At 72.8% G+C, this 26,049-nt stretch carries 27 protein-coding genes; 14 read left to right on the forward strand and 13 right to left on the reverse strand.

The window, feature by feature from the left end:
* Positions 1-23: 23 nt before the first annotated feature.
* A complete protein-coding gene (locus tag ABZX22_RS35220; RefSeq protein ID WP_354918011.1) occupies positions 24-1,913 on the reverse strand; it encodes a protein kinase in 1,890 nt (629 codons plus the stop codon).
* Between the two features lie 220 nt (positions 1,914-2,133).
* Here ABZX22_RS35220 and ABZX22_RS35225 point away from each other — a divergent pair, with 220 nt between their 5' ends.
* The gene (locus ABZX22_RS35225) at positions 2,134-2,988 is read left to right on the forward strand and encodes an FRG domain-containing protein (RefSeq protein WP_354918013.1); all 855 of its coding nucleotides are present in this window, start codon (positions 2,134-2,136) and stop codon (positions 2,986-2,988) included.
* A gap of 37 nt (positions 2,989-3,025) precedes the next feature.
* Here ABZX22_RS35225 and ABZX22_RS35230 read toward each other — a convergent pair whose 3' ends face one another.
* The 4 genes from ABZX22_RS35230 to ABZX22_RS35245 all read right to left on the reverse strand — a co-directional run bounded on the left by ABZX22_RS35230 (position 3,026) and on the right by ABZX22_RS35245 (position 6,057).
* Entirely contained in the window at positions 3,026-3,472 is a 447-nt protein-coding gene (locus ABZX22_RS35230) for a DUF4383 domain-containing protein (RefSeq protein ID WP_354918016.1), read from the reverse strand.
* Positions 3,473-3,564: 92 nt separating this feature from the next.
* The gene (locus tag ABZX22_RS35235; RefSeq protein WP_354918019.1) at positions 3,565-4,257 is read right to left on the reverse strand and encodes a poly-gamma-glutamate hydrolase family protein; all 693 of its coding nucleotides are present in this window, start codon (positions 4,255-4,257) and stop codon (positions 3,565-3,567) included.
* Positions 4,258-4,498: 241 nt separating this feature from the next.
* Positions 4,499-5,266: an RNA polymerase sigma factor gene (locus ABZX22_RS35240; protein ID WP_354918022.1), complete on the reverse strand. Its 768-nt coding sequence runs from the start codon at positions 5,264-5,266 to the stop codon at positions 4,499-4,501.
* 302 nt (positions 5,267-5,568) lie between these two features.
* Positions 5,569-6,057, reverse strand: coding sequence for a MarR family transcriptional regulator (locus tag ABZX22_RS35245; RefSeq protein WP_354918025.1), 489 nt, complete (start codon positions 6,055-6,057; stop codon positions 5,569-5,571).
* On the opposite strand from ABZX22_RS35245, the gene ABZX22_RS35250 reads away from it, so the two are divergent.
* The gene (locus tag ABZX22_RS35250) at positions 6,056-6,631 is read left to right on the forward strand and encodes a MarR family transcriptional regulator (RefSeq protein ID WP_354918027.1); all 576 of its coding nucleotides are present in this window, start codon (positions 6,056-6,058) and stop codon (positions 6,629-6,631) included. The genes ABZX22_RS35245 and ABZX22_RS35250 overlap by 2 nt on opposite strands.
* Before the next feature lie 200 nt (positions 6,632-6,831).
* On the opposite strand, the gene ABZX22_RS35255 is transcribed toward ABZX22_RS35250, so the two are convergent.
* A complete protein-coding gene (locus ABZX22_RS35255; RefSeq protein ID WP_354918029.1) occupies positions 6,832-7,029 on the reverse strand; it encodes a hypothetical protein in 198 nt (65 codons plus the stop codon).
* Positions 7,030-7,387: 358 nt separating this feature from the next.
* On the opposite strand from ABZX22_RS35255, the gene ABZX22_RS35260 reads away from it, so the two are divergent.
* Together ABZX22_RS35260 and ABZX22_RS35265 are read left to right on the forward strand one after the other, a co-directional pair.
* Positions 7,388-7,786: a hypothetical protein gene (locus tag ABZX22_RS35260; RefSeq protein WP_354918031.1), complete on the forward strand. Its 399-nt coding sequence runs from the start codon at positions 7,388-7,390 to the stop codon at positions 7,784-7,786.
* 395 nt (positions 7,787-8,181) lie between these two features.
* Positions 8,182-9,135, forward strand: a complete 954-nt coding sequence (locus tag ABZX22_RS35265) for a PHB depolymerase family esterase (RefSeq protein ID WP_354918032.1) — start codon at positions 8,182-8,184, stop codon at positions 9,133-9,135.
* A gap of 706 nt (positions 9,136-9,841) precedes the next feature.
* Here ABZX22_RS35265 and ABZX22_RS35270 read toward each other — a convergent pair.
* Complete coding sequence (locus ABZX22_RS35270) at positions 9,842-10,480, reverse strand: hypothetical protein (RefSeq protein ID WP_354918033.1); 639 nt, start codon at positions 10,478-10,480, stop codon at positions 9,842-9,844.
* A 253-nt stretch (positions 10,481-10,733) separates the two neighbouring features.
* On the opposite strand from ABZX22_RS35270, the gene ABZX22_RS35275 reads away from it, so the two are divergent.
* The 3 genes from ABZX22_RS35275 to ABZX22_RS35285 all read left to right on the forward strand — a co-directional run bounded on the left by ABZX22_RS35275 (position 10,734) and on the right by ABZX22_RS35285 (position 13,872).
* The gene (locus ABZX22_RS35275; RefSeq protein WP_354918036.1) at positions 10,734-11,531 is read left to right on the forward strand and encodes a MerR family transcriptional regulator; all 798 of its coding nucleotides are present in this window, start codon (positions 10,734-10,736) and stop codon (positions 11,529-11,531) included.
* A 260-nt stretch (positions 11,532-11,791) separates the two neighbouring features.
* Positions 11,792-12,190, forward strand: a complete 399-nt coding sequence (locus tag ABZX22_RS35280) for a hypothetical protein (RefSeq protein ID WP_354918039.1) — start codon at positions 11,792-11,794, stop codon at positions 12,188-12,190.
* 62 nt (positions 12,191-12,252) lie between these two features.
* Positions 12,253-13,872 (forward strand): serine hydrolase, encoded by a 1,620-nt coding sequence (locus tag ABZX22_RS35285; RefSeq protein WP_354918042.1) that lies wholly within the window; start codon positions 12,253-12,255, stop codon positions 13,870-13,872.
* A gap of 30 nt (positions 13,873-13,902) precedes the next feature.
* Here the strand turns inward: ABZX22_RS35285 and ABZX22_RS35290 are convergent, their stop codons facing one another.
* The 5 genes from ABZX22_RS35290 to ABZX22_RS35310 all read right to left on the reverse strand — a co-directional run bounded on the left by ABZX22_RS35290 (position 13,903) and on the right by ABZX22_RS35310 (position 18,827).
* On the reverse strand, positions 13,903-14,880 hold the full coding sequence (locus ABZX22_RS35290) for an endonuclease/exonuclease/phosphatase family protein (protein WP_354918045.1): 978 nt from the start codon (positions 14,878-14,880) through the stop codon (positions 13,903-13,905).
* Between the two features lie 105 nt (positions 14,881-14,985).
* The gene (locus ABZX22_RS35295; protein WP_354918048.1) at positions 14,986-15,573 is read right to left on the reverse strand and encodes an ATP/GTP-binding protein; all 588 of its coding nucleotides are present in this window, start codon (positions 15,571-15,573) and stop codon (positions 14,986-14,988) included.
* Complete coding sequence (locus ABZX22_RS35300) at positions 15,554-15,931, reverse strand: DUF742 domain-containing protein (protein WP_354918051.1); 378 nt, start codon at positions 15,929-15,931, stop codon at positions 15,554-15,556. Before ABZX22_RS35300 ends, ABZX22_RS35295 begins: the two co-directional genes overlap by 20 nt.
* Positions 15,928-16,353 (reverse strand): roadblock/LC7 domain-containing protein, encoded by a 426-nt coding sequence (locus ABZX22_RS35305; RefSeq protein ID WP_354918054.1) that lies wholly within the window; start codon positions 16,351-16,353, stop codon positions 15,928-15,930. Before ABZX22_RS35305 ends, ABZX22_RS35300 begins: the two co-directional genes overlap by 4 nt.
* The gene (locus ABZX22_RS35310) at positions 16,350-18,827 is read right to left on the reverse strand and encodes a sensor histidine kinase (protein ID WP_354918057.1); all 2,478 of its coding nucleotides are present in this window, start codon (positions 18,825-18,827) and stop codon (positions 16,350-16,352) included. Before ABZX22_RS35310 ends, ABZX22_RS35305 begins: the two co-directional genes overlap by 4 nt.
* Before the next feature lie 313 nt (positions 18,828-19,140).
* Between ABZX22_RS35310 and ABZX22_RS35315 the strand changes: the two genes are divergently transcribed.
* From ABZX22_RS35315 to ABZX22_RS35325, 3 genes are all read left to right on the forward strand, one after another.
* Positions 19,141-19,395, forward strand: a complete 255-nt coding sequence (locus ABZX22_RS35315) for a hypothetical protein (RefSeq protein ID WP_354918060.1) — start codon at positions 19,141-19,143, stop codon at positions 19,393-19,395.
* A 5-nt stretch (positions 19,396-19,400) separates the two neighbouring features.
* A complete protein-coding gene (locus ABZX22_RS35320) occupies positions 19,401-19,778 on the forward strand; it encodes an ACT domain-containing protein (protein WP_354918063.1) in 378 nt (125 codons plus the stop codon).
* Positions 19,779-20,004: 226 nt separating this feature from the next.
* Positions 20,005-21,159: an epoxide hydrolase family protein gene (locus tag ABZX22_RS35325; RefSeq protein ID WP_354918066.1), complete on the forward strand. Its 1,155-nt coding sequence runs from the start codon at positions 20,005-20,007 to the stop codon at positions 21,157-21,159.
* 121 nt (positions 21,160-21,280) lie between these two features.
* On the opposite strand, the gene ABZX22_RS35330 is transcribed toward ABZX22_RS35325, so the two are convergent.
* On the reverse strand, positions 21,281-22,108 hold the full coding sequence (locus ABZX22_RS35330) for a nitroreductase/quinone reductase family protein (protein WP_354918069.1): 828 nt from the start codon (positions 22,106-22,108) through the stop codon (positions 21,281-21,283).
* Between the two features lie 374 nt (positions 22,109-22,482).
* Here ABZX22_RS35330 and ABZX22_RS35335 point away from each other — a divergent pair, with 374 nt between their 5' ends.
* From ABZX22_RS35335 to ABZX22_RS35350, 4 genes are all read left to right on the forward strand, one after another.
* Positions 22,483-23,241, forward strand: a complete 759-nt coding sequence (locus ABZX22_RS35335) for a class I SAM-dependent methyltransferase (RefSeq protein WP_354918072.1) — start codon at positions 22,483-22,485, stop codon at positions 23,239-23,241.
* 87 nt (positions 23,242-23,328) lie between these two features.
* Positions 23,329-24,057, forward strand: coding sequence for a hypothetical protein (locus ABZX22_RS35340; protein ID WP_354918075.1), 729 nt, complete (start codon positions 23,329-23,331; stop codon positions 24,055-24,057).
* Complete coding sequence (locus ABZX22_RS35345; protein ID WP_354918078.1) at positions 24,057-25,247, forward strand: sensor histidine kinase; 1,191 nt, start codon at positions 24,057-24,059, stop codon at positions 25,245-25,247. The genes ABZX22_RS35340 and ABZX22_RS35345 overlap by 1 nt, the downstream gene beginning before the upstream one ends.
* On the forward strand, positions 25,238-25,885 hold the full coding sequence (locus ABZX22_RS35350; RefSeq protein WP_354918081.1) for a response regulator transcription factor: 648 nt from the start codon (positions 25,238-25,240) through the stop codon (positions 25,883-25,885). The genes ABZX22_RS35345 and ABZX22_RS35350 overlap by 10 nt, the downstream gene beginning before the upstream one ends.
* Positions 25,886-26,049 lie beyond the last annotated feature (164 nt).

The following is a 26,049-nucleotide window of genomic DNA, read 5'->3' on the forward strand; positions in this document are numbered from 1 at the left end:
CGGCCGGCGGACCAGGCGCTCGCTCACGACTCCTCCGACGGCGCCAGGGCGGCCTCGCCGTCCGGCCACGGGCCGTCGTCGCCGGGTTCGGCCTCCTGTGACGGCGGCTCCGCGGTGCCCCGCGGCTCCGGCGCGTCCGGGTCAGGAGCACCGGCGGGCACGCTGGTGGAGGAGGAGGTCGCCCCCGCCGTCGTCGAGGAGGCGGTGGGCGAGGTGGCCGTGGAGGAGACGCCCGCGGACGGCGTGCCGGTCGGGGAGGCCCGCGTGGGCGACGACGCGCACGGCGGCCCGTCCACCGGGATCTCGCTGATCTGCGGGCCGTTCGCCGCCGCCCGCTCGGTCTGCACGATCACCCCCAGGTAGGCCCGCCGCCCGCAGGCCACCGCACCGAGGTCGCGCGCCACCGGCACGGTGTAGGCGGTGCTGCCCTTCAGCTCCCTCACGTCCTCGTGCACCGTGCGGGCCGGCCCGTCGCCCTCCCTGCGGGTGTAGCTGACGCGCAGCCGTACGGGGCCGGGGCCCTCGGTCGCGACCTTCACCGTCCCCGCCGACCCGCTCCAGGTGAGGATGCCGGCGGACTTGACGGCGGGCGGCGGCACGCCCGCCCTCGGCGGCACGCTGGTGGGCGGCGGAGGCGGCGACACCGCGGGCGAGCCGGACGGGCGGCCCTGCGGCCGTGTCGGCGGCTGTGTCGCCGGCGGCTTCGGGGGTGCCGGCGGTCTCGTCGTCGGCGGGGACGTCACCCCCGTGCCCGGCGGCCGGCTCGCCGGCGCGGTGCTCGTGGAGGCACCCGTCCTGGACGCCGCGGGCCGGTGCGTCGTCCTCCCGGCCGTCGGTTTCGAGTCGACCGGCGTGGCGCCCAGCTCGAAGGGCGACTTGGGCGGGGGCGCGAGGAAGGTACCGGGCCCCGGCGGCAGCCGTCCCCCGCTGACCAGCAGCGCGACCAGCGTCGCGACCAGCGCCCCGCCCGCGATCCACAGGTGCGGCGGCAGCCTCGGCGCTCGCCGCTCCCGCACCAGCGATCCCCTCGCCTGCGTCTCCTGCGGCGAGCCCGGATTGGCCAGCGGATAGCGCAGCGCGAGCAGCGTGGCCAGCTCGCCCAGATGCCTGCGGCCCCGCTTCTCCCACTCCCCGCCGAACCCGGCGACCGCCGCCACCTCCAGCTCGGCCGCGAACTCCCTGGCCGAGCGCGGCCGGCCCGCGGGATCTTTCGCCAGCCCGCGCCGTAACAGCTCGCGGACCGCGTCGGGCACCACCTCCACCGGCACCGGCTCCACCAGGTGCTTGTCGCGCAGCGCCGCCACGTCCGGCGCCCGGTAGGGCTGCCGCCCCGTGACGCACTCGAACAGCACGCAGGTCGCCGCGTACAGGTCGGTCAGCACGCCGGCCGTGCCCGCGGTCCACAGCTCGGGCGCCATGTACGGCGGGCTGCCCGCCGGCACCCCCGGCTCCTCCACGTGGACGGCCAGGCCGAAGTCGGCCAGCTTGCTCGTCCCGTCCGCCTGGACCAGCACGTTGTCCGGCTTCACGTCGCGATGCGCGATGCCCCGCTCGTGCGCCGCCGCCAGCCCGAGCAGCGTCCCCTTCAGCACGGCCAGCGCCGCCTCCGGGCTGGTCCTGCGGTGCTCGGCCAGGATGGCCCGCAACGACACCCCGTCGACCAGCTCCATCACCACGGCGGTCCTGGTGGGCGTCTCGACGTACTCGTAGAAGCGCACGACGTTCGGGTCGTCGATCTCCACCAGGCCCGGCGTCTCCGCCCTGAACCGCTCCATGAACTCGGCGTCCCTGCGCAGGGTGGCGTTCAGATACTTGATCGCCACGTAGGCGCCGGTGGACTGGTAGGTGGCGAGGAAGACCCGGCCCGTACGGCCGGCGCCCAGCTGACGTACTTCGCGGTAACCCGGAACCAAACCAGCCCCCATGCGCAGCGCGTGTCACTGTTTCGACGGTCTCACCCGGGGTTCCGGTTGTCACGACTCACACTGTTTCACCCACTGTCACCGACAACTACGAGTCGTAGTCGTCCGGTGGTGTCCGTGTCGTACCAGGTCAGAGCGGGGACGTCCGCGCATAGCGGCAGGTCACGCAGGTGTGGAGCGGGGCGGCAGGGGGCAGCGGAGCCGTATGACGATGACTGAGGTGACGTCGTGGCGGCAGCTGGACGACGCCATCCGGGAGGTGGGGCAGCGGTGCGGGCAGGAGCACGCGCACTCGACGCTGGTCTACCGCGGCCTGGCGCGCAGCGCCTACTCGCACGTGTCGGGACTGGCCCGGCTGGAGGGCGACTACGCCGCTCTCGAACCGCACCTGATCCGCAACTTCCGCAAGTACGCCCACACCAGGGCACCCGGCCCGACGCTGTGGGACTGGATGGCCCTCGGCCAGCACCACGGCCTGCCCACGCGCCTGCTGGACTGGACGTTCTCGCCGCTGGTGGCGCTGCACTTCGCCACCGCCTCATGGCCGGAGGACGACGCCGTGCTGATGGCGGTGGACTGCTCGGGCGTCCACCGGCTGCTGCCCGAGCCGCTGCGCGCGGTGCTCGACCGGGAGGGGGCCCTGGTCTTCTCCACCGAGATGCTCGCCGAACGGGCCCGCGACCTGGCGTGCTTCGACGCGCTCGGCCGGGAGCGGCCGTTCCTGGCCTACTTCGAGCCGCCCTCGATGGACGATCGGGTGGTCAACCAGTCGTCGGTGCTGTCGGCGCTGTCCAGCCCCGTGGTGCAGCTGGAGCGCTGGCTGGGTGAGCATCCGGACCTGTGGTGGGGCTGGCTGATCCCCCGCCGGGTCAAGGCGGACATCAGGGCCTGGCTCGACCAGGCGAACGTCACCGAACGGATCCTGCTGCCCGGGTTGGACGGCCTCGCCGCCTGGCTGCGGCGCTACTACAGCCCCAACGCCCGCTACGAAGCGGCGAACGGCGGGGGCGCGTGGATGGCCGGCGCGGAGGACGGCCGCCAGCGGGAGGGACGGATGGACACGTGACCACCCCGCGCCACGCGAGGCGGTCACGCTTGCCGCGCTACCGCGAGGCGGTCACACGGTCGCGCGTCAGCAGGAAGCCCAGGGCGACCATGCCGAGCCCCAGGAAGAGGTGCAGCCAGTTGTCCGCCATGTTGACGGGCACGAAGTTGGCCGGGCTGTGATGACCGATGAGCAGCCCGTACACCCACAGCAGCAGGTAGATCACGCCGCCGACGATCAGGTAGCCGCGCGCGCCCGCCCAGGTCCGGGCCAGCAGGATGCCCGCGACGCCGAACAGCAGGTGGACGACGTTGTGCAGGATCGACACCTGGAAGACGCCGAGCAGCAGCGCGCCCGACCCGGGTCCGGCGACGGCCAGCGCGTGATAGTGCGTGGTGATGCCGGGGATGAAGCCGAGTACGCCGACGAGCAGGAACACCGCGCCGACAACGAGCGCGGCCAGCTGCACCGGAGATCGGGTGACGGGTTTGCGCCGCGTGTCCATGAGACCCTCCTCGGGGACGAGGTCCTGCGGTGCAGCTACCCTCGACCGGCCGCTTCACGCCGGTCAGGCCACCGATGCCGCTCCCGTCCCGGTCAGGAGAGCGCGCTGTCGACCGCGGCGACGTACCGGTAGAAGGCCTTGGTGCGGTGGGCGGGGTCCTCGATCCAGGCGCGGCTCAGGTTGCCCCCGGCGAAGAACTGCTTGCGCTGCCCGCGGCTCAGCTCCAGCTGCACCCCCATGCCTCTGCGGTTCCGGTTCGCGATGTTGGCGGGGCTGTCGCCGTTGATCTCTTCCGGCGTCGACGCCGCGACGGTGAACCCCGCGGCGTGCAGCGCGGTGACGATCTTCTTGGCCAGCTTCCTGTCGCGACCGCCGACGTAGGTGGTCGCCTCGGCGCCGGCGGCGGCGTGCCAGGAGACGGTGTAGTCGACCGCGGCGACCAGCGCGCGCCCTCGCGGCTCGTCGAAACGGGTGGAGGTGATGTGCAGGTCGCCGTTGTCCGAGGGCTTGATGCCCTCGAAGGAGTAGAAGGCGTGCCTGCCGCCCGCCGCGTGGTCGGCCAGCTGGGTCGTCGGCGCCTCGATCGCGCCGCCGTGGATGGCGATGTGCGCCACCGTGGCCTTCCTGGGCAGGCGCTGCACGCGCCGGTAGTCCTTGCCCTCGGTCTCGTGCGCGGCCAGCTCGGCATAGCTGCTGTAGACGTCGGCCGGCTTGGCGGCATGGGCGGTGGGGGTGGCGCCCAGAGCGAGGAGGCCGGTGACGACGGCCGGGATGACGCTTCTCATATGGCGGTCAGCTTAGTGCCCGCGAACGAACAAAATGATCGCGGCGTGAGGAGATCCAGCGAAACGCCCTCTGCGCGGAGTGCCTTCCGGTGGCAACGGCGTTGTTCGTGCCCTGCCGTACCGGAAGGTCTCACGCCGTTGTACGCCTCCGCTGCCACCCCTCCGGCGAAAACCGGCTGCTCCTGCGTGGCCTGCCGCTATGGCCATGGAGCCGTCCGACGCCCCGGCCAGGCCTGGCGGGTCAGTCGGGCAGTCGGTCGGTCCACTCGGTGGCGATCGTGACGGGGCCGCTGGAGTGCGCGGTGCCTCCGGTGAGCGGCGCCCAGACAGAGGTCTCCCGGAGCTGTCCCGTCTCCGGGTCAATGGTGAGCGTTTCCTGACCGTCGAGCACCGGCACCTGGAGCCGCCGTCCACCGTCGGCATCGCCGAGGTCCTGGACACCGGGCCGGGCGGCGAGTGCCCGGTAGGCGGCGGCGCTCTTGCGGGCGCGGCTGAGCCGGGAACCGACAGTGCCGTAGGAGATGCCGAGCGCTTCGGCGACTTCGTGGTGCGTCAGGTCGGCCAGGCTGACCAGCAGCACGACGTCACGCTCGCCCCGGTTGAGCGCGGCCAAGGCTCTCGCCAGACCGGGTCTCATGTGTTGGGCGGCCACCGAGTCGACCACGCGAGCCTCGTGGCTGCCGGCAGGTGGCTCAAGGCCCGCCTTGGCCAGCGCCCGGTAGTGACGTGCCTCTTTGCGCCGGTGGCGGGCGATCAGGTTGGTGGCGATGCCGAACAGCCACGGCCGCAGCCCTCCGCGGGCGGTATCGAAGCGCTCGCGATCGCGGAAGGCCGGGCAGAAGGTCTCCGCCGCGATGTCCTCCCCGGCCTGGGTGTCCAGCCGGCCGGCCGCATACAGGTACACGTCGTGGAAGTAACGGTCGTAGACGGCCGTGAACTCCTCCGCGTCCAGCCGAAAGCGGGCGACGAGCTCATCGTCGCCCGCTTGCCCGCGTGTCTCGGTCGTCACGTTCGGTCATCCTCCTGCGATCGGCTCTCACCCTCCCTTCGCCGCACCCGCGTCGGCCTTTCCCGCTTTCCGGGGACGGCCTGCCGGCGGACTTCCCGGTGCCGGGGGAGACGAGGGCTGCGGCGGGCAGGTAGGGGATGCCGTGCCAGAGGGCCGGGGGGGACGAGGGTTGCGGCGGGCAGTAGGGGATGCCGTGCCAGAGGGCCGGGTCGGAGCCGGTGTCAGCGACGCGGCGAGGCTCACCAGGGCGATCAGCGCCGGCAAGGCGGTTGCCAGACGCCTTGCGCCGCCGGCCGCGATCGCTACTCGGCGGCGGCACGCTCCAGGTTGCCGGCCATGCGCTGGAGGACGTCTACGGTTCGGCGGTACTCCTCTTCGGTGAGGCCGGTGAGGAAGGTGGAGCGGATGCCGTTCACCTTCTCGTGCACCGCGGCGTACCCGGCCTGGCCCGCCGCTGTGAGTGTGTAGCGGCCCGCGTCGTCCTGGGCGAGCCAGCCGCGACGCGTGAGCTCGCCGGTGACGTCTTCCAGGGGGACCGCGCCAGGTGCCCAGAAGGGCCGCAACGCCTCGGCAAGGTCGGCGGCGGTCCGCGGGGACTGATGCAGGACGTTCATGATCTGCCAGTGCCTCCGGGTGAGCTGCTGGTCGGCGAAGACACGCTCAGCCGTGGTTTCGATGAGACGGTCGAGGTGCTTGAGCCAGTAGCCGATGGGGCGTTCCATCATCATGTCCTTTTCCATATAGATGTCATATAACAAGTAAGTGCTCGGGAGCATATACTTGCGGATCATGGAACGCAACGGTGATGAGCACATCGAGACGATCGAGCGGGCCATGGTGGCCATCCGCCGCAGCCAGAGCCGGCGCACCCTGGCACGGCTTGCCGCAGGCCGCCAGGCGACCGGCTCGGGCGACGGCCACGAGACGGCAGGCGGCGGCCGTGAGGCGGCCGGTTCGGGCGGCGGCCGTGAGACGGCCGGTTCCGGCGGCGGTGAGACGGCGGCGAGCGCCGCGCCGGGAGCCGGCACCGAGGTGCTGGACGTCATCGAGGAAGCAGAGGAAGCAGGCGACGCCGCGACCGTCACCAGCGTGGCCACTGCCTTGAACATCGACCAGCCGCGCGCCAGCAAGCTGGTCGCCGCGGCCGTGGCGGCAGGCCTGGTGCGACGTGAGGCCGACCAGGCGGACGGCCGTCGCGCCCTGCTCGTACGAACGCCGGCCGGGCGCCGCCTGTCGGCCGAGATCCACGGTTTCCGGCAGCGGATCTACGCCGAGGCCATGAATGACTGGCCGGCCGTCGACCGCGCCGAGTTCGCCCGCCTTCTCGCCGGCTTCGTGGAATCGCTGCGGACGGTCACCCGCTGAACCCCCACCGGCTCGATCAGGCTGAAGGCCGCCTCCAACTCGCCGTCGTGGAGGAGCGCGACCGTCGGCATGTTCGGCCCGACCCTGGCCGGCGCGCGGTCGTAGGAGCCGCCGCCGCGGCCCCCGCCAGGGGTAGGTGAGGCCATGCCGGGGCCTTGACGTGGGGCTTGCCCCGTGATCACAAGCCCCACGAGCGTGGGTCAGCCGGTGCCCAGCGGCTCGCGCGCGAGTCGGTCGTGGGTGTCGACGCTGCCGAACACCCAGCCGGCGCCGTGGATGTAGAGGATCAGGGGCAGCGTGCCCCGGGCGCCGGCCGGCCTGGCGACGCGGGCCGGGCCGGTCCCCGTCGGCCCTCCCTCCACCTTGATCCACTCATCGGTGACGCCGGGCTCGGGCACGCTGGGGTCGGACTGCAGGTCTTCGAGGATCCCGCGGCCCCCTCGGGCGGGGGTTGGTAGATGAACGGTTCCGTGGCGTCGGCGTCAGCGAACTGCTGGGCCGCGGGTTCCAGGACCGCCACCTCGTTCCGGGCCGCGTTCTGGGCCATGGGCGAACAGCTCCGCATCGTGTGAGTGGGTCGATGTCCGCGGTGAGTCCTGCCCCCGCCCCCTTCCTCGAAGTCGTCATTTGGGATGGTTTGGGGGCTTTTTGGGCATGTGGTGTCCTGCCGTTCATGAGGAACGTCAGGGCCGGGGCGGGCAGACCGGCCGCCGTGGCCGGACGCATCGATCTCTCCCGGACGGGTATCCGGCAACCATGCCGTACACACCCGACCCTGACCACCGTCGCCCCGAAGGTGCCGGCGACGCGGTCGTCGAGGGCCTCGGCCGCCTGTCGGAGGCGCTGGAGACGACCGAGCGCGCCCGCGGGCACCTCTACTCCTTCCACCAGCTCACCGGCACCGCCGACCGGACCCTCGACGACGTGGTCGACCTGCTGGAGTCGGCGGGCTGCGACGAACTGGCCCGGCGCATCCGCACGGAACTGCTCGGCCGCGAGGTCCTGCCCGGCCGGTGGACCTTCCAGATCGTCGAGGAGTACGACGACGGCTACTACCAGACGTTCAAGGAGCTGGAACGGCAGGCCCGCACCGAACTGCTCGGCGGCAGGCGGCACGTCCACGAGGCCGAGATGCGGCAACGCCGCCAGACCTGAGCGCACCGGCCGGCCGTCCCCCTCCCGTTCCTGGGGCGCCGCGCCACCGGCGAGGACATCTTCGCCCGGCCATGAGTGACGTGACGGTCGCGCGGGCGACGGCGCCGCGCCGGGGGTCTGGCATGGGGTGACGGTGGCGGGGCCGCTCTGGCGGTCTGGCACGGTGTGGCGGGCGCCCGGATGGCGGCGCTGGGGGAACTCGGGCGTGGGCGGGTACGGCGACGCGGTGGTGAGCGGGGATCGTGTGCCCGGGCACAGCCGCGTCGTGAGCGGGCGATCCTGTGCTCCCGCACAGCCGGAAGGCGCGGGTCGGTTGCTCCGGCCCATCGACTTCGCGACCCCACTGGCCCACGATCTCCCCTAAGCCTCGGCCACCCCACCCCACGGAGGCACGATTGAAACGTTTCGCCATCGCCGTCGCGCTCGCTCTCGCGGCCGCCACGCTGGTCGCGACCCCCGCGCACGCGGCGGGTACGACCTTCACCGGCACCTACACCAACGCGGCGGGCATCAGGGGCTACCGCGGCTACGTGCCGTCCTCCTACCAGCCCGGCACGCCGATGCCGCTGCTGGTCGCCCTGCACGGCTGCAACATGAGCGCCAAGGACATGGAGGACCTCACCCGATACAACGAGCTGGCCGAGGCCCGCGGCTTCATCGTGGTCTACCCCGAGCAGTCGATCCTGGCCAACCTGCTGCGCTGCTGGAACTTCGCCCCCGCCGGCAACCACATACGTGACAAGGGCGAACCTTCGATCATCGCCGGCATCACCGCGAAGGTCCGCTCGCAGTACACGGTCGACACGCGCAGGACCTACGTCATCGGCGCCTCCTCCGGTGCGGCCATGTCCGTGATCATGGGCGCGACCTACCCCGACGTGTACGCCGCCATCGGCAGCGTGGCGGGTGGCCCGTTCCCGGGCGACCAGAACGCGACACCCGAGCAGAACGGCCTCTACGCCTACCAGGCGATGGGCGCCTACGCCCGCAAGGTGCCGGCCTTCGTGCTCCACGGCCTGGCCGACACCACCGTGGACGCGCAGCTCGGCCGCGACACCGTCACCCAGTGGGCGCAGACCGACGACCTCGCGCTCGACGGCGGCGTGGACGACGACGACGTCGACGCCGTCGCCGACACCACCAGGCAGGCCACGGAGAACGGGCGCGCCTTCACCCACTACACCTACAACCAGGCCGACACGGGCGAGTCGGTGATCGAGGCCTACTTCGTCGAAGGCATGGGCCACCGGTGGCCCAGCGGCTGCACGTGCAGCCGGTACGGTGACCCGCTCGGGCCCGACGCCTCACGCATCTCGTGGGACTTCTTCATGGCCCACCCCAAGCCATAACCCCAGGACGGTCCTGGCCGAAGCCCCGCGGCCCAGGACTGTCCGCAGGACGACCGTGGCCGTGCTCCGCCGGCCACGGTCGTCCCCCATCCGGGACGACCCTGGCCCGCGCCCCCGCGGCCAGGGTCGTCCTTTTTCTTTGGTGCGGCCCCGGTCACCCGTGGCGGGTGGGGCGTCAGGGCGCTCTGTGCTGCGGGCGCGCTGTGTGGTCTGCGGTCTGTGCTACCTGTGGCCTGTGGTTCTGTGCGGTTTGCAGCCCGTGCGTCCGTATGGTCCGCACTCCTGGTCACGGCGGTCCGGGCGCGCTGTGGCGGATGGGGCGGCCTGGGTGGGTTCGGGGGCTGCGGCGAGTGGGGCGGTCCCTCTGGGCCGGGCGAGTGGGTGGTGGCGGTCGCGGCGGTGCGTGGGTGGGTTGCGGCGAGTGGGGCGGTCCCTCTGGGCCGGGCGAGTGGGTGGTGGCGGTCGCGGCGGTGCGTGGGTGGGTTGCGGCGGGTGGGGCGGTCCCTCTGGGCCGGGCGAGCGAGTCGTGGCGGTGCGTGGGCTGCGGCGGGTGGGGTGGCCTGGGCGGGCTGGGAGGGATCAGGGTGGGTGGGGCGGCCTGGGTGGGTTCGGGAGAATCACGGTGGGTGGGGCGGCCTGGGCGGGGTTCGGGGGAGGCGTCTTGAAACCGGGTGGCGGGTCGTGGCGGAGGTGGTGGGGCCGGGGATCAGGGGTGGCGTCGGCGGGCGCGGTCAGGGGAGCGGGCGGCCAGCGCCCAGGAGAGCCCCGTCGCCGCCACCAGGCCCGCCAGGTACCACGGCAGGACCCGCTGCCTGTTCGCGTGGTCGCGGTAGTCCCAGTCGGTCATCACGGCGGTGGTACGCCCTTCGGGGTCGTAGTGGATCTTCAGCGTACTGTCAGCCGACGGGGGGCTGGTATTGCTGTGCTCGACCTGGCCGCCGGGGCAGGCCAGCACGTAGTCATGGACGGACGCCCCGGAGCTCGTGACCTCCTCGTCGACCTTCCTGACGGTCGCGCTCCTGACCTGGCAGACGGCGGTCGTGCCGTACCTGGTGAGGTCGCCGAAGTCGAGATCCTCCTTCAGGGTCAGGCAGTAGGCCGGCAGCACCGGCAGGCCCAGTGCCAGCAGGGCGACCGCGGCCTGGGCCTTCTGCGGCTGGGTCGGCGCGTGCCAGACCGGACCGGCGATGAGGCAGAAGCCGCCGAGCGTGGACATGATCACCGCGAGATCCCACAGGCCGGTGCGCACGCCCAGCCATACGCCCGCGGTGGGGAGCGCGAAGCCCACGACGGTCAGGGCCGCGCCGCGCAGCACACGCAGGGTCAGACGTCCGCGCTCGCCCATGGGCGCCCGCCTCCCAAGATCCGGTTGCGGGGACAGCATCTCGCATGGCGGCCCGGCATCCGCAGGCGCCCCCCGGCCGGCGCCCCCGGTCGGCGCCCACGGTCGGCGCCCGCGGCGGCCGCTCGCTCAGGCGGGCAGCCGGGCTCGGGCTCGATGTTCGCTCGGCCGTACGCCGAGGGTGCGCTTGAAGGCCACGCTGGGACGCGCCCGGCTGAGTTGAACCTGCCCCAGGGGAAGGTCAGACACTGGGCGCATGATGAACATCGGGGAATTCGCCGAGCTGACCGGTCTGAGCCTGAAGGCGCTGCGCCTCTACGGCGAGCAGGGCCTGCTGCCGCCCGCCTCCGTCGACGAGTGGTCGCGGCACCGCCGCTACAGCGCCGCGCAGTTCGACACGGCGCTCCGGCTCAGGGCGGCCCGCTCGGCCGGCCTGCCGCTGGCCGAGGCGCCGGCGCTGCTCGGCGACCCCGAGACGGCGGCGGCGACGCTGGCCGCCCACCGCGCCAGGCTGGCCGCCGAGCGCGACCGCCAGGACGCCGCCCTCGCCGCCCTCGACCGGCTGCTGGCGGGTCCGGTGCGATGGCGGACCGAGGTACGGCAGGCACGGCGGCAGCACTGGGCCGGCGTGACCCTTCCGGCCGACGTGGTCGACGACGAGCAGGCCGACGAGCTGTTCGCCGGGCTGTGGCGCCGGCTGTCGGCCGCGGGCAACCCGCCGACGGGGGCGTTCTGGACCACGATCAGGGCCGCGCGGGGGAGCGAGACCGAGACGGAGGTGGTGTGCTGCTGGCCGGTCGCCGAGCCGCCGCCCGCCGACTGGGCCGACGTGGAGCGCGGCACCATCGAGCCCGGCGAGGAGATGGTGGTCCGGTGGAGGTTCGAGCAGGACGTCCCGGTCGTGGACGGGGCGACGCATCCGGCCGTGCTCGCCCTGCTGGCGGCGGTGGAGAGCGAGGGGGTGGACGTGTCGCTGTCGCAGGTCCGCCAGATCGGGCTGCTGGAGGACGGGCAGCCGGTGGGCGTGGAGGTGGCGGTCCGCGTGAAGCCCTGACACGTTGACTCACCCGGGTTCCGAAACCCTGCTGCCCCCGTAATGTCAGGCCCGTATCATGCGTTTCCGGACCGCCCGGTGTGATCGCCCGCACGGCGCGGCCGAGGAGGCACTCGGTCGCACGAAGCACCGACGAGCTCGTTCGATCTCGTCGCGCGGGACACGACGGAGCGCCAGACTCGGGGTGAGCGCGAACGCCCGCCGAGGGGTTCGCGCAACGGGGGCTGCCCGGTCCACCGGGCAGCGGAACAGGGGGACGCATGGCGATGCAGCTGTACCTGGCCGAGCCGGACGCCCTCGGGCCGACGCTCGAGGCGTCGGCGCGGGACTGGTCGGCACGAACCGGCGTCGCGGTCGAGATCTGGGCGCTGCCCCGATCGCCGGTCACCGGCGAGGCCGCGGAGGCGGTGCGGAACACCATCACCACGGTGCTCCGCCAGCTCGAAGGACGCCGGGGGACACGGAGGGTCTCCATCGCCGTCACGTCGGGGGACTACGGGCTCAGGCTGACCATCAGCCATGACGGCGCGGGCTCGCCCGAACCGGCCGCCGACCGCTTCGCCGCGCCCATGGCACGGTTCGCGGCGCTGCGCGGCAAGCTGACCGTCAACGACGTCCACGGCGCCGGCACGACCATCACCGGGGCGATTCCGCTGTAGCGCGCAGGCAGGCGGTGACCCGGTGCGATCTGCGGAAACACCGCCTGACTACGCTTTATGAAGTGACACTGACGCGACGGTGCGCGGGCCTGGCGGCAGCGGGGGCGCTGGCCGTCACCGCGTGCGGCGCCGGTGACGCGGGCCGTCCGGCCCGCGTCACGCCGCCGGCCCCCGCGCCGACGCTGTCGGCGGCGCCGCCCGCCCAGCCGGCGCCCTCGCTCACCCGGGCGCAGGTCGATCTCGCCGTCTCCCGCCTCGACGGGGTCATCCGCGACATGATGGCCAGGACAGGCGTGCCGGGGCTGTCGGCCGCCGTCGTCCACCAGGACCGCACGGTGTTCCTGAAGGGGTACGGCGTCCGCCGGGTCGGCGACCCGCGACCCGTCGGCCCCGACACGGTCTTCCAGCTCGCCTCCCTCTCCAAGCCGCTGGCCTCGACCGTGGTGGCGGGGGTGGTGGGCGGCAGGACGGTCACCTGGGACGACCCCGTGGCCAAGCACCTGCCGGGCTTCGCGCTCAAGGACCCATGGGTGAGCCGGCACGTCACCCTGGCCGACCTGTTCGCCCACCGCAGCGGCCTGCCCGACCACGCGGGCGACCTCCTCGAGGACCTCGGCTACGGCCGGCCGTACATCCTCGGCCACCTGCGCTACGAGCCGCTGGCGCCGTTCCGGGCGAGCTACGCCTACACCAACTTCGGCTTCACCGCGGCGGCGGAGGCGGCGGCGAAGGCCCGCGGCGTCACCTGGGAGGAGCTGTCGTCCCAGGTGCTGTACCGGCCGCTGGGCATGACCTCCACCAGCTCGCTCTTCTCCGCCTACGCCACGGCGCCCGACCGGGTCGCCCTCCACGTCAGGGCGGACGGCCGCTGGACGGCCAGGTACACCCGCGACGCCCAGGCGCAGTCGCCCGCCGGCGGGGCGAGCTCCACCGCCCGCGACCTGGTCGCGTGGATGCGGCTGCAACTCGGCGACGGCAAGCTCGGCGGCAGGACGGTCGTCGACCCGGCCGCGCTCCAGCGGACGCACCTGCCGCAGATCGTCTCCCTCCCGCCCCGCGCTCCGTACGGCGAGCCCGGGTTCTACGGCCTCGGCTGGAACGTGACGTACGACGAGCTGGGACGGCTGCGGCTCAACCACTCGGGCGCCTTCGCCCTGGGGGCGGCGACCACGGCGACGCTGCTGCCGACCGAGAGCCTCGGGATCGTGGTGCTCACCAACGGTCAACCGGTGGGCCTGCCCGAGGCCCTCGCCGCGACCTTCTTCGACATCGCCCAGCACGGCAGGCCGACGGTCGACTGGCTCGCCTTCTTCGGCCGGCTCTTCACCGCCATGGAGCAGGAAGAGCGATCGCCGATCGACTACGCCAAGCCTCCCGCCGCCCCCAGGCCGGCACGTCCGGCCGGCGCCTACACGGGCACCTACGGCAACGCCTACTACGGGCCGATGCGGGTGGCCGCCGAGCACGGCGGGCTGGTGATGCGGCTCGGCCCCGAGGGGCCTCAAGGGATGGCCTTCCCGCTGCGCCACTACGACGGCGACACCTTCGCCTTCCTCACCCGGGGCGAGAACGCCGCCGGATGGTCCGGTGCCCGGTTCGCCGTGGGGGAGAGCGGCAGGGCCACCGCGGTGACCGTCCAGCATCTCGACCAGAACGGGCTGGGCACCTTCACCCGGCGCTGACGGTCCCGGCGGGCGGCGCCGCCGGCCCGGTCACGGGAGGCGGAGCTCGGCGAAGACCGCCCGATGGTCGGTGCGGGGCACGTCGCGCACCTCGACCCTGGCCACGCCCACCCGCCGGTCCGCCAGCACGTGGTCGATGGCGATCAGCGGCGGGAGCAGCCGCCCGTGCGGCCACGTCGGGGTCAGCCCCCTGCCCACCACCGTCGCGGCGTCGACGTACCCCTTCGCCAGCAGGTCCCGCAGCGCCCGGTGGTCGAGGCTGGCGTTGAAGTCGCCCGCGAGCACCCGCACCACGTCGGGCGACGGCGCGGGCATCGCCTTCAGGGAGGCGTTCCACTCGGTCACCATCGGCCCGAGCGGCGGGTTCGGGTGGATCGCCACCACCTGCGCCCTGGCCCCCGACGGCAGCGTCACGGTGGCGGCGGGCATGTTGTGGCCGATCGGCGTGAACAGCCCCTTCTCCTCGGTCAGCGGGTGCTTGGCGAACAGGCCGCTGCCGGTCGCGCCCCAGGCCGGCTGCAGCACCCGGTACGGCATGAGCCTGTCCAGCCCCGCCGCGTCCAGCCGCCTGACCGTCTCGGGACCCAGTTCGAGCGCGCTCAACACGTCAGGGTCGTACTCCCGCACCAGCGCGACCACGGCCTCCGCGTCGGCCCGGGAGAACAGGTTGATCGACAGCACCTTGAGCGCGGGCCCCCGCGCCGTGAGCGGCTCGGGAAAGGCGCGCGGCAGCACGGTGGCGGCCAGCGCCACGCACGCGGCCAGCGCCGGCACGGCCGCGGCCCTCCTGCGTACGGCCAGCGTCACCGCCGCGACCGTGCCGAGCGCCAGCCCGTACGGCGTGAACGTCATCAGCTGGGTCAGGAACGAGCCGGTCTCCAGCCCGAAGACCCGCACGACCGCCCACGCCACGAGCACGGTCGCCACCAGCCACGACAGCCACCGCCTGCGCGCGCGCCGCGGCACCGTCCCAGGCGCCTGAAGACCCTTCTCGGCGGTGATGCTCACCCGAACCCCTTGCCTCGGCCTTTCCCACGCCCTTGCGTCGGTCTGTCCGTGACAGTGTGGGGGGCGGAGATGAAAGGCGGATGAAGCGCGAGGAAGGCGGCGCCGTCAGGGCGCCGAGTACAGCAGGCGGCGCTGGAGCGCGTGGTCGATCAGGCCGATGAGCATGTCGCGGCTGGAACCGCGGTCACGGGCGTCGCACAGCAGGATCGGGATGGCCGCGTCGAGCTGGAGCGCGAGCCTGATCTCCTCGACCTCGAACTGCTCGGCGCCGTCGAAGCAGTTGACCGCGACGATGAAGGGCGTGCCGCGCCGTTCGAAGTAGTCGACGGCGGCGAAGCAGTCGCCCAGCCTGCGGGTGTCGGCCAGGACGACCGCGCCGAGCGCGCCCAGCGCCAGCTCGTCCCAGAGGAACCAGAAACGCTCCTGGCCAGGGGTGCCGAACAGGTAGAGCACGTAGTCGGTGTTCAGCGTGATGCGCCCGAAGTCCATCGCCACGGTGGTGGAGCGTTTGGCCGAGACGCCGTAGACGTCGTCCACGCCGACGCCGCGTTCGGTGAGCAGTTCCTCGGTACGCAGCGTCCGCGTCTCCGAGACGGCGCTGACCATGGTGGTCTTGCCCGCCCCGAAACCGCCCGCGATCAGGATCTTGACCGCGTTGGGCATGCGGCGCCGTTCAGAGAGAGCGAAGACCATCGAGTACCGCCTTGTAGACCCGTGGGTCGTGGATGTCGCTGTCGGGGTGGGGATGCTGCACGTCGATCAGATCGTGTTCCAGGAGGTCGCCGAGCAGGACGCAGATCGCCCCCGGCGGAAGGTCCAGGTGGGAGGCCAGTTCGGCCACCGCGATCGGCGCCCTGGACAGGCGCAGGATCGCCGCGTGCTCGGGGTCGAGCCCGGGAGCCGGCCGGTCGGCCACCTCGGCCACCGCGATCGCCTGGGTGATCAGGGCGAAGGCGCCGCGGGCCGGCTGGGTGCGTCCCCTGGTGATGACGAAGGGGCGCAGCAGGCTCGGATCGACCTCGTGCTCGGGCGTGCCTGGACGGGTCGTCAAGCGACCTCACCTGCCCTCAGCCCGGCGGCGTCGGCCGGCGTGAGGCGGGCGCTGGTCGACAGGTGCTGGCCGACCTTGGCGATGAGCATCTCCATCTCGTAGGCCAGCAGGCCGAGGTCGGCGTCATGGGTGGTGAGCGCGGCCAGCCGGGCGCCGTGGCCCGCGATCGTCACGCGCAGGATCAGCTGTTGCCACTCCACGAGTGTCTGCTTGATCTGGCCGCCGCCCGCGTAGTCGGCGGCGGCCGCGGCGAGGCTCTGCAGGCTGGCGGCGACGGCCGACAGCCTGTCGGCGTCGTCGGGTTCGAGCCCGTCCGAGGTGGCGAGCAGCAGCCCGTCGCTGCTGAGGACGATCGCGTGCCGGATGTCGGAGACCCGGGTGACCAGGTCGTTGAGCAGCCAGTTCAGTTGTGCCGTGGTCATGTCGACTCCTGATCGCCGTGGTGGTCGCGACCGCCGAGCAGGCGCTCGGCGGCGGCGCGACCGCGGACGGTGCCCCGTTGCAGGGCCGCCAAGCGGGTGCGCAGCTCGTGCTCGTCGTCCGCGATGTGCGGCACGTGCTCGTCGGGCGGCGGGCCGGCGGCGGAGGGGGCGGGGTGCTGGCGCAGTTCGGGAACGAGGCTGGTCTGGGGCACGCGCAGGGGGAGACCTCCGGGTGTGAAGTGCGGCTGGCCGGTGCTCCGGGCAGGCGTCGCCTGGCCGGGGCGTGAAGCGGGTACGGCTCCCGGCACCGGGGCCGGGGTCGGTGGACGGGCCGGGACGGACGCGACGGCGAACGCCGGTGCGGGCGCGGGCAGCGGCGCCGACGGCGTCACGGGAGCCGACGGCGTCACGGGAGCGGGCCGGGGGACGGGGGCAGCCGGTGTCCCGGGAGCGGGCCGTGCCCCGGGAACCGGCGGTGCCGGTCTGGAGGGCGCCGATGGGGGCGGTGCCGATGTGGGCGGTGCCGGCGTGGAGGGTGCCGCTGTGGGAGGTGCGGGGCGCTGCCGTTGCGGCAGGGCAGAGGCGGGGGCGGTCCGCTGCGGGTGCGCCGCGGCGGGCGTGAACAGATCGCCGTGCTCCGGCTCCTGCAGCAGCTCCCGCGGCACCAGCACCACGGCGGCCACCCCGCCGTACGGCGAGGACTTGAGCGTCACGGAGATGTCGTGCCTGGCCGCGAGCCTGCTGACGACGTAGAAGCCGAGCCGCGCCGCCGTACCGGTGATCTTGAATTCCGGCGGGTCGGCGATCCGCCGGTTGGCCTCCGCCAGCTCCTCGGCGGACATGCCGAGGCCGCGGTCCTCGATCTCCAGCGCGTACCCGTTGGCGACGTGCTGCCCGCTCACCGTGACGGTCGTGGAGGGCGGGGAGAACGACACGGCGTTGTCGATGAGCTCGGCCAGCAGGTGGGTCAGGTCACCGACGGCCCTGCCGAGCAGGTGGCTGTCGTCGAGCGGGGTGATGGAGACCCTGGCGTAGTCCTCGACCTCGGCCAGCGCGCCGCGCACCACGTCGAGCAGCGGGACCGAGCGCCGCCACGTACGGGCGGGGGTGGCGCCCGCCAGCACCAGCAGGTTCTCGGCCGCCCGCCGGGTCCTGACGGCCAGGTGGTCGAGCGTGTACAGGTCGGTCAGCTCCTGCGGGGTGGTGGCGCGGCGCTGCATGGCGTCGAGCGCGTCGAGCTGCCGCTTGACCAGCCCCTGCGTCCGGCGGGCCAGGCTGGTCAGCGTGTTGCGGGTGCTCAGCCGCAGCTCCGCCTGCTCGACCGAGACCCTGATCGCGGTCTCCTGCACGGTGTTGAAGGCGCGCGCCACCTCGCCGATCTCGTCGGGCCCGAACGCCAGCGGCGGCGCCTCCTCGGTCAGGTCGACGTCCTGGCCGTGGCTGACGCGTTCGACCACCCCGGGCAGCCGGTGCTCGGCCAGGTCCAGGGCGGCCGCCCGCAGCCGGTTCAGCTGCGCCAGCAGGGCCCTGGTGGTGGTGACCGCGAGCACGATCGAGGCGACGACCGCCACCAGGCCGAGCCCGCCGGCGATCAGGAGGCGGACCAGCACGCCGACGGCGACCGGGACCGCCTGCTGGACCACGCGGTCGCCGCCGTCCTGGATCACCGCGTTGAGGCCGGACAGCGCGCCGTCGGCGGCGCTGCGCCACTGCTGGGGGGTGACCGGCGCCGTGCTCCCGGTGGGATCGGCCTCGGCCAAGGCGTGCTCCAGCGCGCGCAGCCGGGTCACCGGCGCGCTCGCTCGCCACTCGCGGAAGGCCCGCTGGTCCTCGGCGGGCAGCGCGGAGGCGGCCTGCTCCAGGGTGTAGGTGGCGATGGTGCTCGCCCTGACGATCTCGGACTGGTCGTCGCGGGTGAGGCTGCCGCCGGCCAGGACGCCGCTGACCAGCGCGTCCTCGCGGGACAGCAGCTCGCGGGAGACGCTCATCGCGCTGAGCGACCTGGCGTGCTTGGCGATCTCGTCGTCGTCGACGGCCGCCGCCGCGTCGTACATGTCGTAGAAGCTGTCGATCAGCGCGTCGTAGGCCGCCTGCGCCTGCCGGCGGTCCTGCTGTCCCGCGTCGACGCCCGAGCGCAGCTCGGGCAGGGTGGCCAGCTGCCGGACCACCTCGTGAGCGCGGACGTTGAGCGAGTCGGAGGCGGCCCACCGCGTGAGGGTGGCGCGTGCGGACTCGTCGAACGCCACCCGCAGCCGGTCGTTGTCCGCGCGCTGCGCGCGCAGCTGCTGGCCGGCCACCGCTCCCGAGCCGAGCGAGCCGATGGTCAGGCGCCGTTCGCGTTGCAGGCCCCATAACAGGGGTTCGCTCGGCTGGACGAGGTTGCCGTCGACCGTGGTGACCCACAGCAGGTTGATGCTGTCGGAGACGGTGACCCACGCGCTGAATGCCCACAGGGCCACCAGGGAGACCAGCATCGCGACGATCTTGCTACGGACCCGGGTTGCCCGCCATCGCCGGTGTTTGCTGCGGGCCTCCGAGGCCTTGTCAAGGCCGCGAGATGACCGCGTTTGTCGCACACCAGGGGAATGTGGCACTCGGCACACCCTAGCGATCGGACAAATCTCGCTCAAGATCCTCTGCTGATTGTGTCAGATCTCCCCTCGGTGAGGATCGTCCGCAAATCCCGGGCCGGGTGCGGCTCCGCGACGCGCCCCCGGGGCTTCCCGCGCACCGCAGCGCGGCACTCGCCCGCCCGGCCGGCGACCAGGCGCCGGTGCGCCCGTAGCGGTGCCGCTGCGGAGCGTCAGGCCCGAAACGCCGTCCGTACGGCAGGCGGCCGCCCGCCGTACGGGCAGCGGGTCCTCCGTCGAGACCGGCGATCTCTTCCGGCGGAAGGCGAGCGTTCTCGTCGCCCCCGGCGTGTTCTTCGGACGCGAGGGGCGGTTCAGGATCACCATCGGAATGGACACCGGCCACCTGTCCCAGGCGTTCGAAGCCCTGTCGCCCATCGTGGCCGAACTACCCGACGCTGTTCAGAGGTGATGGACGTGGAGCTCCGCCTCCTTTCCCGCGCGTACTCCGTCTGCCGGCTGCCGGCGGCCACCGCCGTACCGGCCCCGCCGCCGTCGGCCGAGCTGTACGGTCTGACGGTGACGGCCGACGAGGTCTCCGTCGTCTGCGCCACGGGCGAGGAGCCGCCGGGCGCCCAGGTGGAGAGCGGCTGGAGCGCGCTGCGGGTGGCGGGCGAGTTGGACTTCTCGCTCATCGGCGTCCTGTCGTCGCTCACCGCGCCGCTGGCCGAGGCGGGCGTGTCGGTGTTCGCGCTGTCGACGTACGACACCGACTACCTTCTGGTGCGGACGGCCGACCTGCGGCGGGCGTGGAAGGCGCTGGAGGCGCGCGGATACGTGATCAGCGAGGGCTGAGCCTCCTCCATGCCGTAGGCGAGCCGGTCCCGGCGAACCCCGCCTCCGGCCTGGCGATCATGCACAGACTGGTCGTATCCCTGTATAGTCGCGCGCGTCGCACGATACGAGGAGGTGAGCCTGATGACGACGTTCTTCCGTCCTGCCCGGGCCCTCCTGGTCGCCGCGTTCGCCTGATCCGCGTCCAGGAGCGCGCCCGTCCGCGTCACTCCTGAACGAAGGAACCATGACACTCGAGTCTTTTCGCATCACCGTTTCCGATGACGTCCTGACCGACCTGCGCGAGCGCCTGACCCGCACCCGGTTCACGACCGCGTCCGACCCCGCCTTCTGGGCGGCCGGGGTCGACCCCGACTACCTGCGCGAGCTCGTCTCCTACTGGGCCGACGGGTTCGACTGGAGCGCGGTCGAGTCGGCGCTCAACGCCTTCCCCCACCACGTGGCCGAGGTCGACGGCCGGCGGGTCCACTTCGTGCTCATGCGCGGCACGCGGGTGGAGGGGGCACCGGAGCCGCTGCCGCTGGTCCTGACGCACGGCTGGCCGAGCAGCTTCGTGGAGATGCTGCGCGTCGCGCCCCTGCTGGCCGACCCCGCCGCCCACGGCGGCGACCCCGCGGACGCCTTCGACGTGGTCGTCCCCTCGCTGCCCGGCTTCCTGTTCTCCGAGCTGCCGCGCGAGCGGTTCACCCGCAAGGGCGTCGCGCGGACCTGGCACGCGCTCATGACGCGGACCCTCGGCTACCGCCGCTTCGGCGCCTTCGGCGGCGACATCGGCGGCGGGGTCACCCAGTGGCTCGGCGCGCTCTACCCGGACGAGGTCGCCGGCGTCCACATCACCTCGGCGGTCGTGACCTCGGACTTCTCCGACGTCCCGCCGACTCCCCAGGAACAGGCCTTCCTCGACGCCCTCGCCGCCTACGACGTCACCGACCAGGGCTACAGCGAGATCATGTGGAGCAGGCCCGACACGATCGCCGCCGCTCTCATGGACTCTCCCGCGGGACTGCTGGCCTGGATCGCCGACAAGTACCGCGACTGGAGCGACTGCGGCGGCGACCTGGAGAAGCGCTGGGACAAGGACACGCTCCTGACGGTGGCCACCCTCTACTGGGCGACCGGCACCATCGGCTCGTCCTTCCGGCAGTACTACGACTACGGGCTCAACGAGCCGGTCCCCACGATCGGCGTGCCGGCCGCCGTCACGCTGAGCAACGAGCCCGCCTTCGCGGGCTTTCCCAGGAGCATGGCCGAACGCCTCTACGCCGACCTGCGCCACTGGAGCACCCCCGACCGCGGAGGGCACTTCATGGCGCACGAGGAGCCCGAGCAGGTGGCCAGGGAGCTGCGGGACTTCTTCCGCCCCCTACGGTCCACCGGCTGAGCTGCGGCGCACCGGCTGGTCCGCGGGTCTTCCGCCGGCCGCGGCTGACCCGCTGATCCGTGGGGAAGGGCCGCTTCCCGGCGATCGGGGAGCGGCCCTGCCGTTCAGCGGGCCGGGCCGTTCAGCGGACCCCGCCGTTCAGGATCGGGATCAGCTGCTCCTCCTCGTAGTCGAGGTGCGCCTCGACCTCCTTGGTCAGCTCGTCGACCCCGGCCACGAGGGTGTCCCGGTCGAGCCCGTCGTCCGCGAGCAGCTCCTGCAGCCGGGCCAGCAGCCGCGCGACCACCTCGTGCTCCTCACGCAGGCGCTTCATGGCGGGGGCGAGCTCCGGATGCCTCGCCTCCAGGGAGGGGAACATCATCGTGTCCTCGCCCATGTGGTGGTGGTGCAGCCCCTGGCACAGCGACAGGCAGTTGACGCGCAGCTGCGCCCCGATGCCGGGACCCGACGCGGCGACCTCCTTGCGGATCAGGGCCAGCTCCCTGCGGAAGGAGCCGTGGATCTTCCTGAGCACCTCGCCCATCGGCCCCGCCGGCGGGCCGTCATGGATGGGGTGGAGCGCGACGACGGGAATGACCCTGCTCGTCCTGGCCTGGTACGCGCCCCAGCCGGGGTCGGCTTCCACCGCGCGGTCGAACAGCCGGTCCCGCTCCTCGCCCTCCAGCACCACGGCGTCGGCCTCGTAGGTGAAGACGCCGTCCTCGACGGTGACGCGCGGGTGGGCGAGGAGGTTGTGGTACCAGGCGGGATGGGTGGGCGCGCCCATGGCCGAGGCGATGACGAGCATCCGGTCACCGTCGGGCAGGTAACCGAGCGGCGTCGTACGGCGGGCGCCCGTCCTGGCCCCCGTGGTCGTGAGCAGGAGCAGCCGCGCTCCCTCGAAGGCGCCGACCTGGCCGGCGTTGGCGCGGAACTCGTCGATGATCTGCTGGTTGAAGTCGTTGGTCATGCGTGTGTTCGCTCCAGGCGTGGACGAAGATCGTTGGAAAGTCGGGGAACGGCCCGCACAGGGCAGAAGACGCCGACGGACGGCGTGAAAGGAATCCCAGGAGTACAGGAGTACCGGGAGTACGCGGCGCCAGGCGTGGGGAGGCGCGCGGGAGGGTCGTGGCGGTTAACCGCGCTCGACAGTGTGAGAAGTCACGACATCATCCCCCTGATACGGCGCCTCCATGCCTCCGCCGTCCTCCCGGGCGGCGGCACGCGACGCGAAGGTCATTACAGGCGCATCCCGCAGATCTTGTCAAGGCGCTCGCGCCGGCACCGGAGGTCAGTCTGGGGCCAGTGTCGTCGCGACCTGCGGGAGCGTGTGACGATCGAGGCATGACACGATCGTTCGACGACCTGGTGGCCGAGGCCGCCGCCGTACCGGTCGCCGGCTGGGACTTCTCCTGGCTCGAAGGGCGGGCGACCGAGGAGCGCCCGTCCTGGGGTTACCAGCGCATGATGAGCGACAGGCTCGCCACGGCCGGGGCCGCGCTCGACGTCGAGACGGGCGGGGGCGAAGTGCTGGCGGGAGCACGGAAGCTGCCGCGCACCATGGTGGCCACCGAGTCGTGGCCGCCGAACATCGTCAGAGCGACCAGGCTGCTGCATCCCCTGGGCGCGGTCGTCGTCGCCACCTCCGGCGAACCGCCGTTTCCGTTCGCCGACGAGGCCTTCGACCTGGTGACCAGCCGGCATCCGGTGACCGTGTGGTGGAGCGAGATCGCCAGGGTGCTCCGGCCGGGCGGCACCTACTTCGCCCAGCACGTCGGACCCGGCAGCGTGTTCGAGGTGACCGAGTACTTCCTCGGCCCGCAGTTCGAGGCGCGCAGCAAGCGCCATCCCGCCGTCGAGACCGCCGACGCCGTGGCGGCCGGCCTGCGGATCCTCGACGTGCGCATGGAACGGCTGCGGATGGAGTTCTTCGACATCGGCGCCGTCGTCTACTTCCTGCGCAAGGTGATCTGGATCGTCCCCGGTTTCACCGTGGAGGCCCACCGCGATCGGCTGCGCGACCTGCACGAGCGGATCGCCAAGGACGGCTCGTTCGTCGCCCACGCGTCGCGGGTGCTCATCGAGGCCCGCAAGCCGGCCTGAACCGCCGATCAAGGTAGGGAAACCTCTACCCGCGATCGGGCGCCAACCTTACTGCCCTTCACGCGAGCGATGACGATCATCGAAGGCATGAGAACAGTGACGATCAGGCCGCGGGTCCACGCGGTGGGAGCAGTGGTGGCGGCGATGGCGCTCGGCGTGGTCGTCGGCGGCGGCGGGCAGGCCGCCACCGCCGACGACGCGGGCGGCAGGGCCAGGTTCGAGGAGATCGACGTCCAGCGGATCAACATCGTCGAGCCGGACGGCAAGCCCCGCCTGGTCCTGACCAACAAGGTGAAGTCGCCGGGCGCCGTCGTCGACGGCGTCGACCTGGGCAACGGGGGGCTGCGGCCGGGCATGATGTTCTACAACTCCGCAGGCGACGAGAGCGGCGGCCTCGGGCTGCACAGCGGCCTGGTCGACGGCAAGCCGGAGGCGTTCGGGCAGCTGGCCTTCGACCAGTACAAGCAGGACCAGACGCTGGTCCTGCGGTACGCGGAGGGCCAGGGCGAGCGGAGCGTCGGCCTGGAGGTCAAGGACCGGCCCGACACCCCGCTGTCGGCCATGTACGAGGAGTACAAGAAGATCCAGGAGATGCCGCCGGGCCCCGAGCGCGACAAGGCGATGGCGGAGTTCAAGGAGAAGTATCCTGCTCCGCAGCGGGCCTTCTTCGGCAAGAACCGCGACAGGTCGGTGGGGCTGACACTCGCCGACGGGAAGGGGAAGCCGCGTATCGTGCTCCGGGTCGGCGAGGACGGCAGCCCGCGGATCCAGTTCCTGAACGCCAGGGGCGAGGTCACCAGGACGATCAAGGGCTGATGACCACAGTCGTGATGCCATGGCCGGCGATACCGGGCAACCCGCTGCGCTTCCTCGCGTCGGCGTGGCCATGGCGGGCGCTCGCCTACCTGGTGACCGGCCTGCCGGGCATCGCCGGTGTGGCCTTCCTGTGGTTCCTGGGCGAGCAGGCCGCACTGGTGGTCGGCGCGATCATCCTGATTGTCGCCGTGGGGGCGCTCAGCGGCCTGATCGCTGATCTGGAACGCAGACGGCTACGGCTGATCGACCCGGTCGAGGCGCGCGCGCCGCGGCCGGCGACCGCGAGCGTCCTCTGGCGGCAGATCGGCTACGCGCTCCTGATGGCGACGGTTCTGCCCACGGTCAACCTGGTCGTCCTGATCCTCGCCGGGCTGACCGTGACCTCGCTGGTCGGCTCGTTCCATTCCTGGCTGGTCGGCCGGCTGGACGCCGGGCCCGTGGCCGACGCGCTCGGCACGCTCGCCACGCTGGTCTGGCTGGCGGCCTGCGCCTACCTGGTCACGCTGATGGCCGTGGCGCAGGGGGCACTGGCGCGCAGCATGCTCACCGCGCCTGCCGAAGCCAGGATGATCGAGCTGACCAGGTCGCGGGCCAGGCTGGTCGACGCGTTCGAGGCCGAGCGGCGGCGTATCGAGCGGGACCTGCACGACGGCACCCAGCACCAGCTGACCGCCGTGCTCATGCAGCTCGGTCTCGCCCGGCTCGACGTCGGAACCGACGCCGACCGTGCGGCGCAGGCCATCGACCTGGCCTACGGCCACGCGCAAGCCGCGCTGGACGAGCTGCGCCGCGTCGTGCGGGGCATGCATCCGTCGGCGCTCGCCGACCGGGGACTCGCGGTGGCCGTCACCGAACTGGCCCGCCACTGCCCGGTGCCCGTGACGCTCGACCTGGACCTGCCCGTGCGCCCGCCGCCCGGGGTGGAGGCGGCGGCCTACTTCTGCGTCTCCGAGGCCCTCACCAACGTGATCAAACACAGCGGGGCCCGCCAGGCCGCCGTCAGCGCCACGCTGTCGGACGGCCGGCTCGTCGTCGAGGTGAGTGACGACGGCGCCGGCTCGGCCGATCCCGCGGCCGGCAGCGGGATCAGTGGGCTGGCCGACCGGGTCGGCGTGCTCGACGGGACCCTCTCGCTCAGCAGCCCCCCTGGAGGGCCGACGACGCTCAGGGTGTGCATCCCATGCGATTGATGATCGCCGAGGACTCGGTGCTGCTCAGGGAGGGACTGACCGGCATCTTCGCCAGGTTCGGGCACGAGGTCGCCGCCGCAGTCGGCAGCGCGGGCGAACTGCTGCACGCCGTCGTCCGCGAGGTGCCCGACCTCGTCGTGGTGGACGTCCGCATGCCGCCGACCTTCCGCGACGAGGGGCTGAGGGCGGCCATCGCGCTGCGCGGCGAGCATCCGGGGCTCGGCGTCCTGGTGCTGTCGCAGATCGTCGAGGAGGCGGCGGCGGGCGAGCTCATGGCGGCGGGCACGCGCGGCATCGGCTACCTGCTCAAGGACAGGATCGGGGCGATCACCCAGTTCGTGGCGGACGCCGAGGCGGTGGCCTCCGGCGGCACGGTCCTCGACCCGGACGTGATCCACCAGCTGTTCGCCCACCGCCGGGCCCACGACCCGCTCGACACGCTGTCGCCGCGCGAACGCGAGGTGCTCGCGCTGGTCGCCGAGGGCCGCTCCAACAGCGCGATCGCCCAGCGGCTCCACGTGTCGGAGGCGGCCGTGGCCAAGCACGTCACCGGCGTCTACACCAAGCTCGGCCTCGGGCTCGACGGCGACGACCACCGCAGGGTGCTCGCCGCCCTCACCTTCCTCCGCTCCCGCTGACCACCTGGCCGGTGCCGGCCTCCCGCGAAAGCCGGCCCCGCCGCCCCGGCGGGTGCCCCAGCGGCCCCCGGCCGGGGCTCGGATCGCGGGGGCGTTCCCGCGGCAGAACGGGTTCCCGCGGCAGAACGGTAGGAGCCGGCGCGCGCTCGAACGCAACCCGGCGT

The organism is Nonomuraea sp. NPDC003804 (assembly GCF_040610675.1).
Classification (GTDB): Bacteria; Actinomycetota; Actinomycetes; order Streptosporangiales; family Streptosporangiaceae; genus Nonomuraea.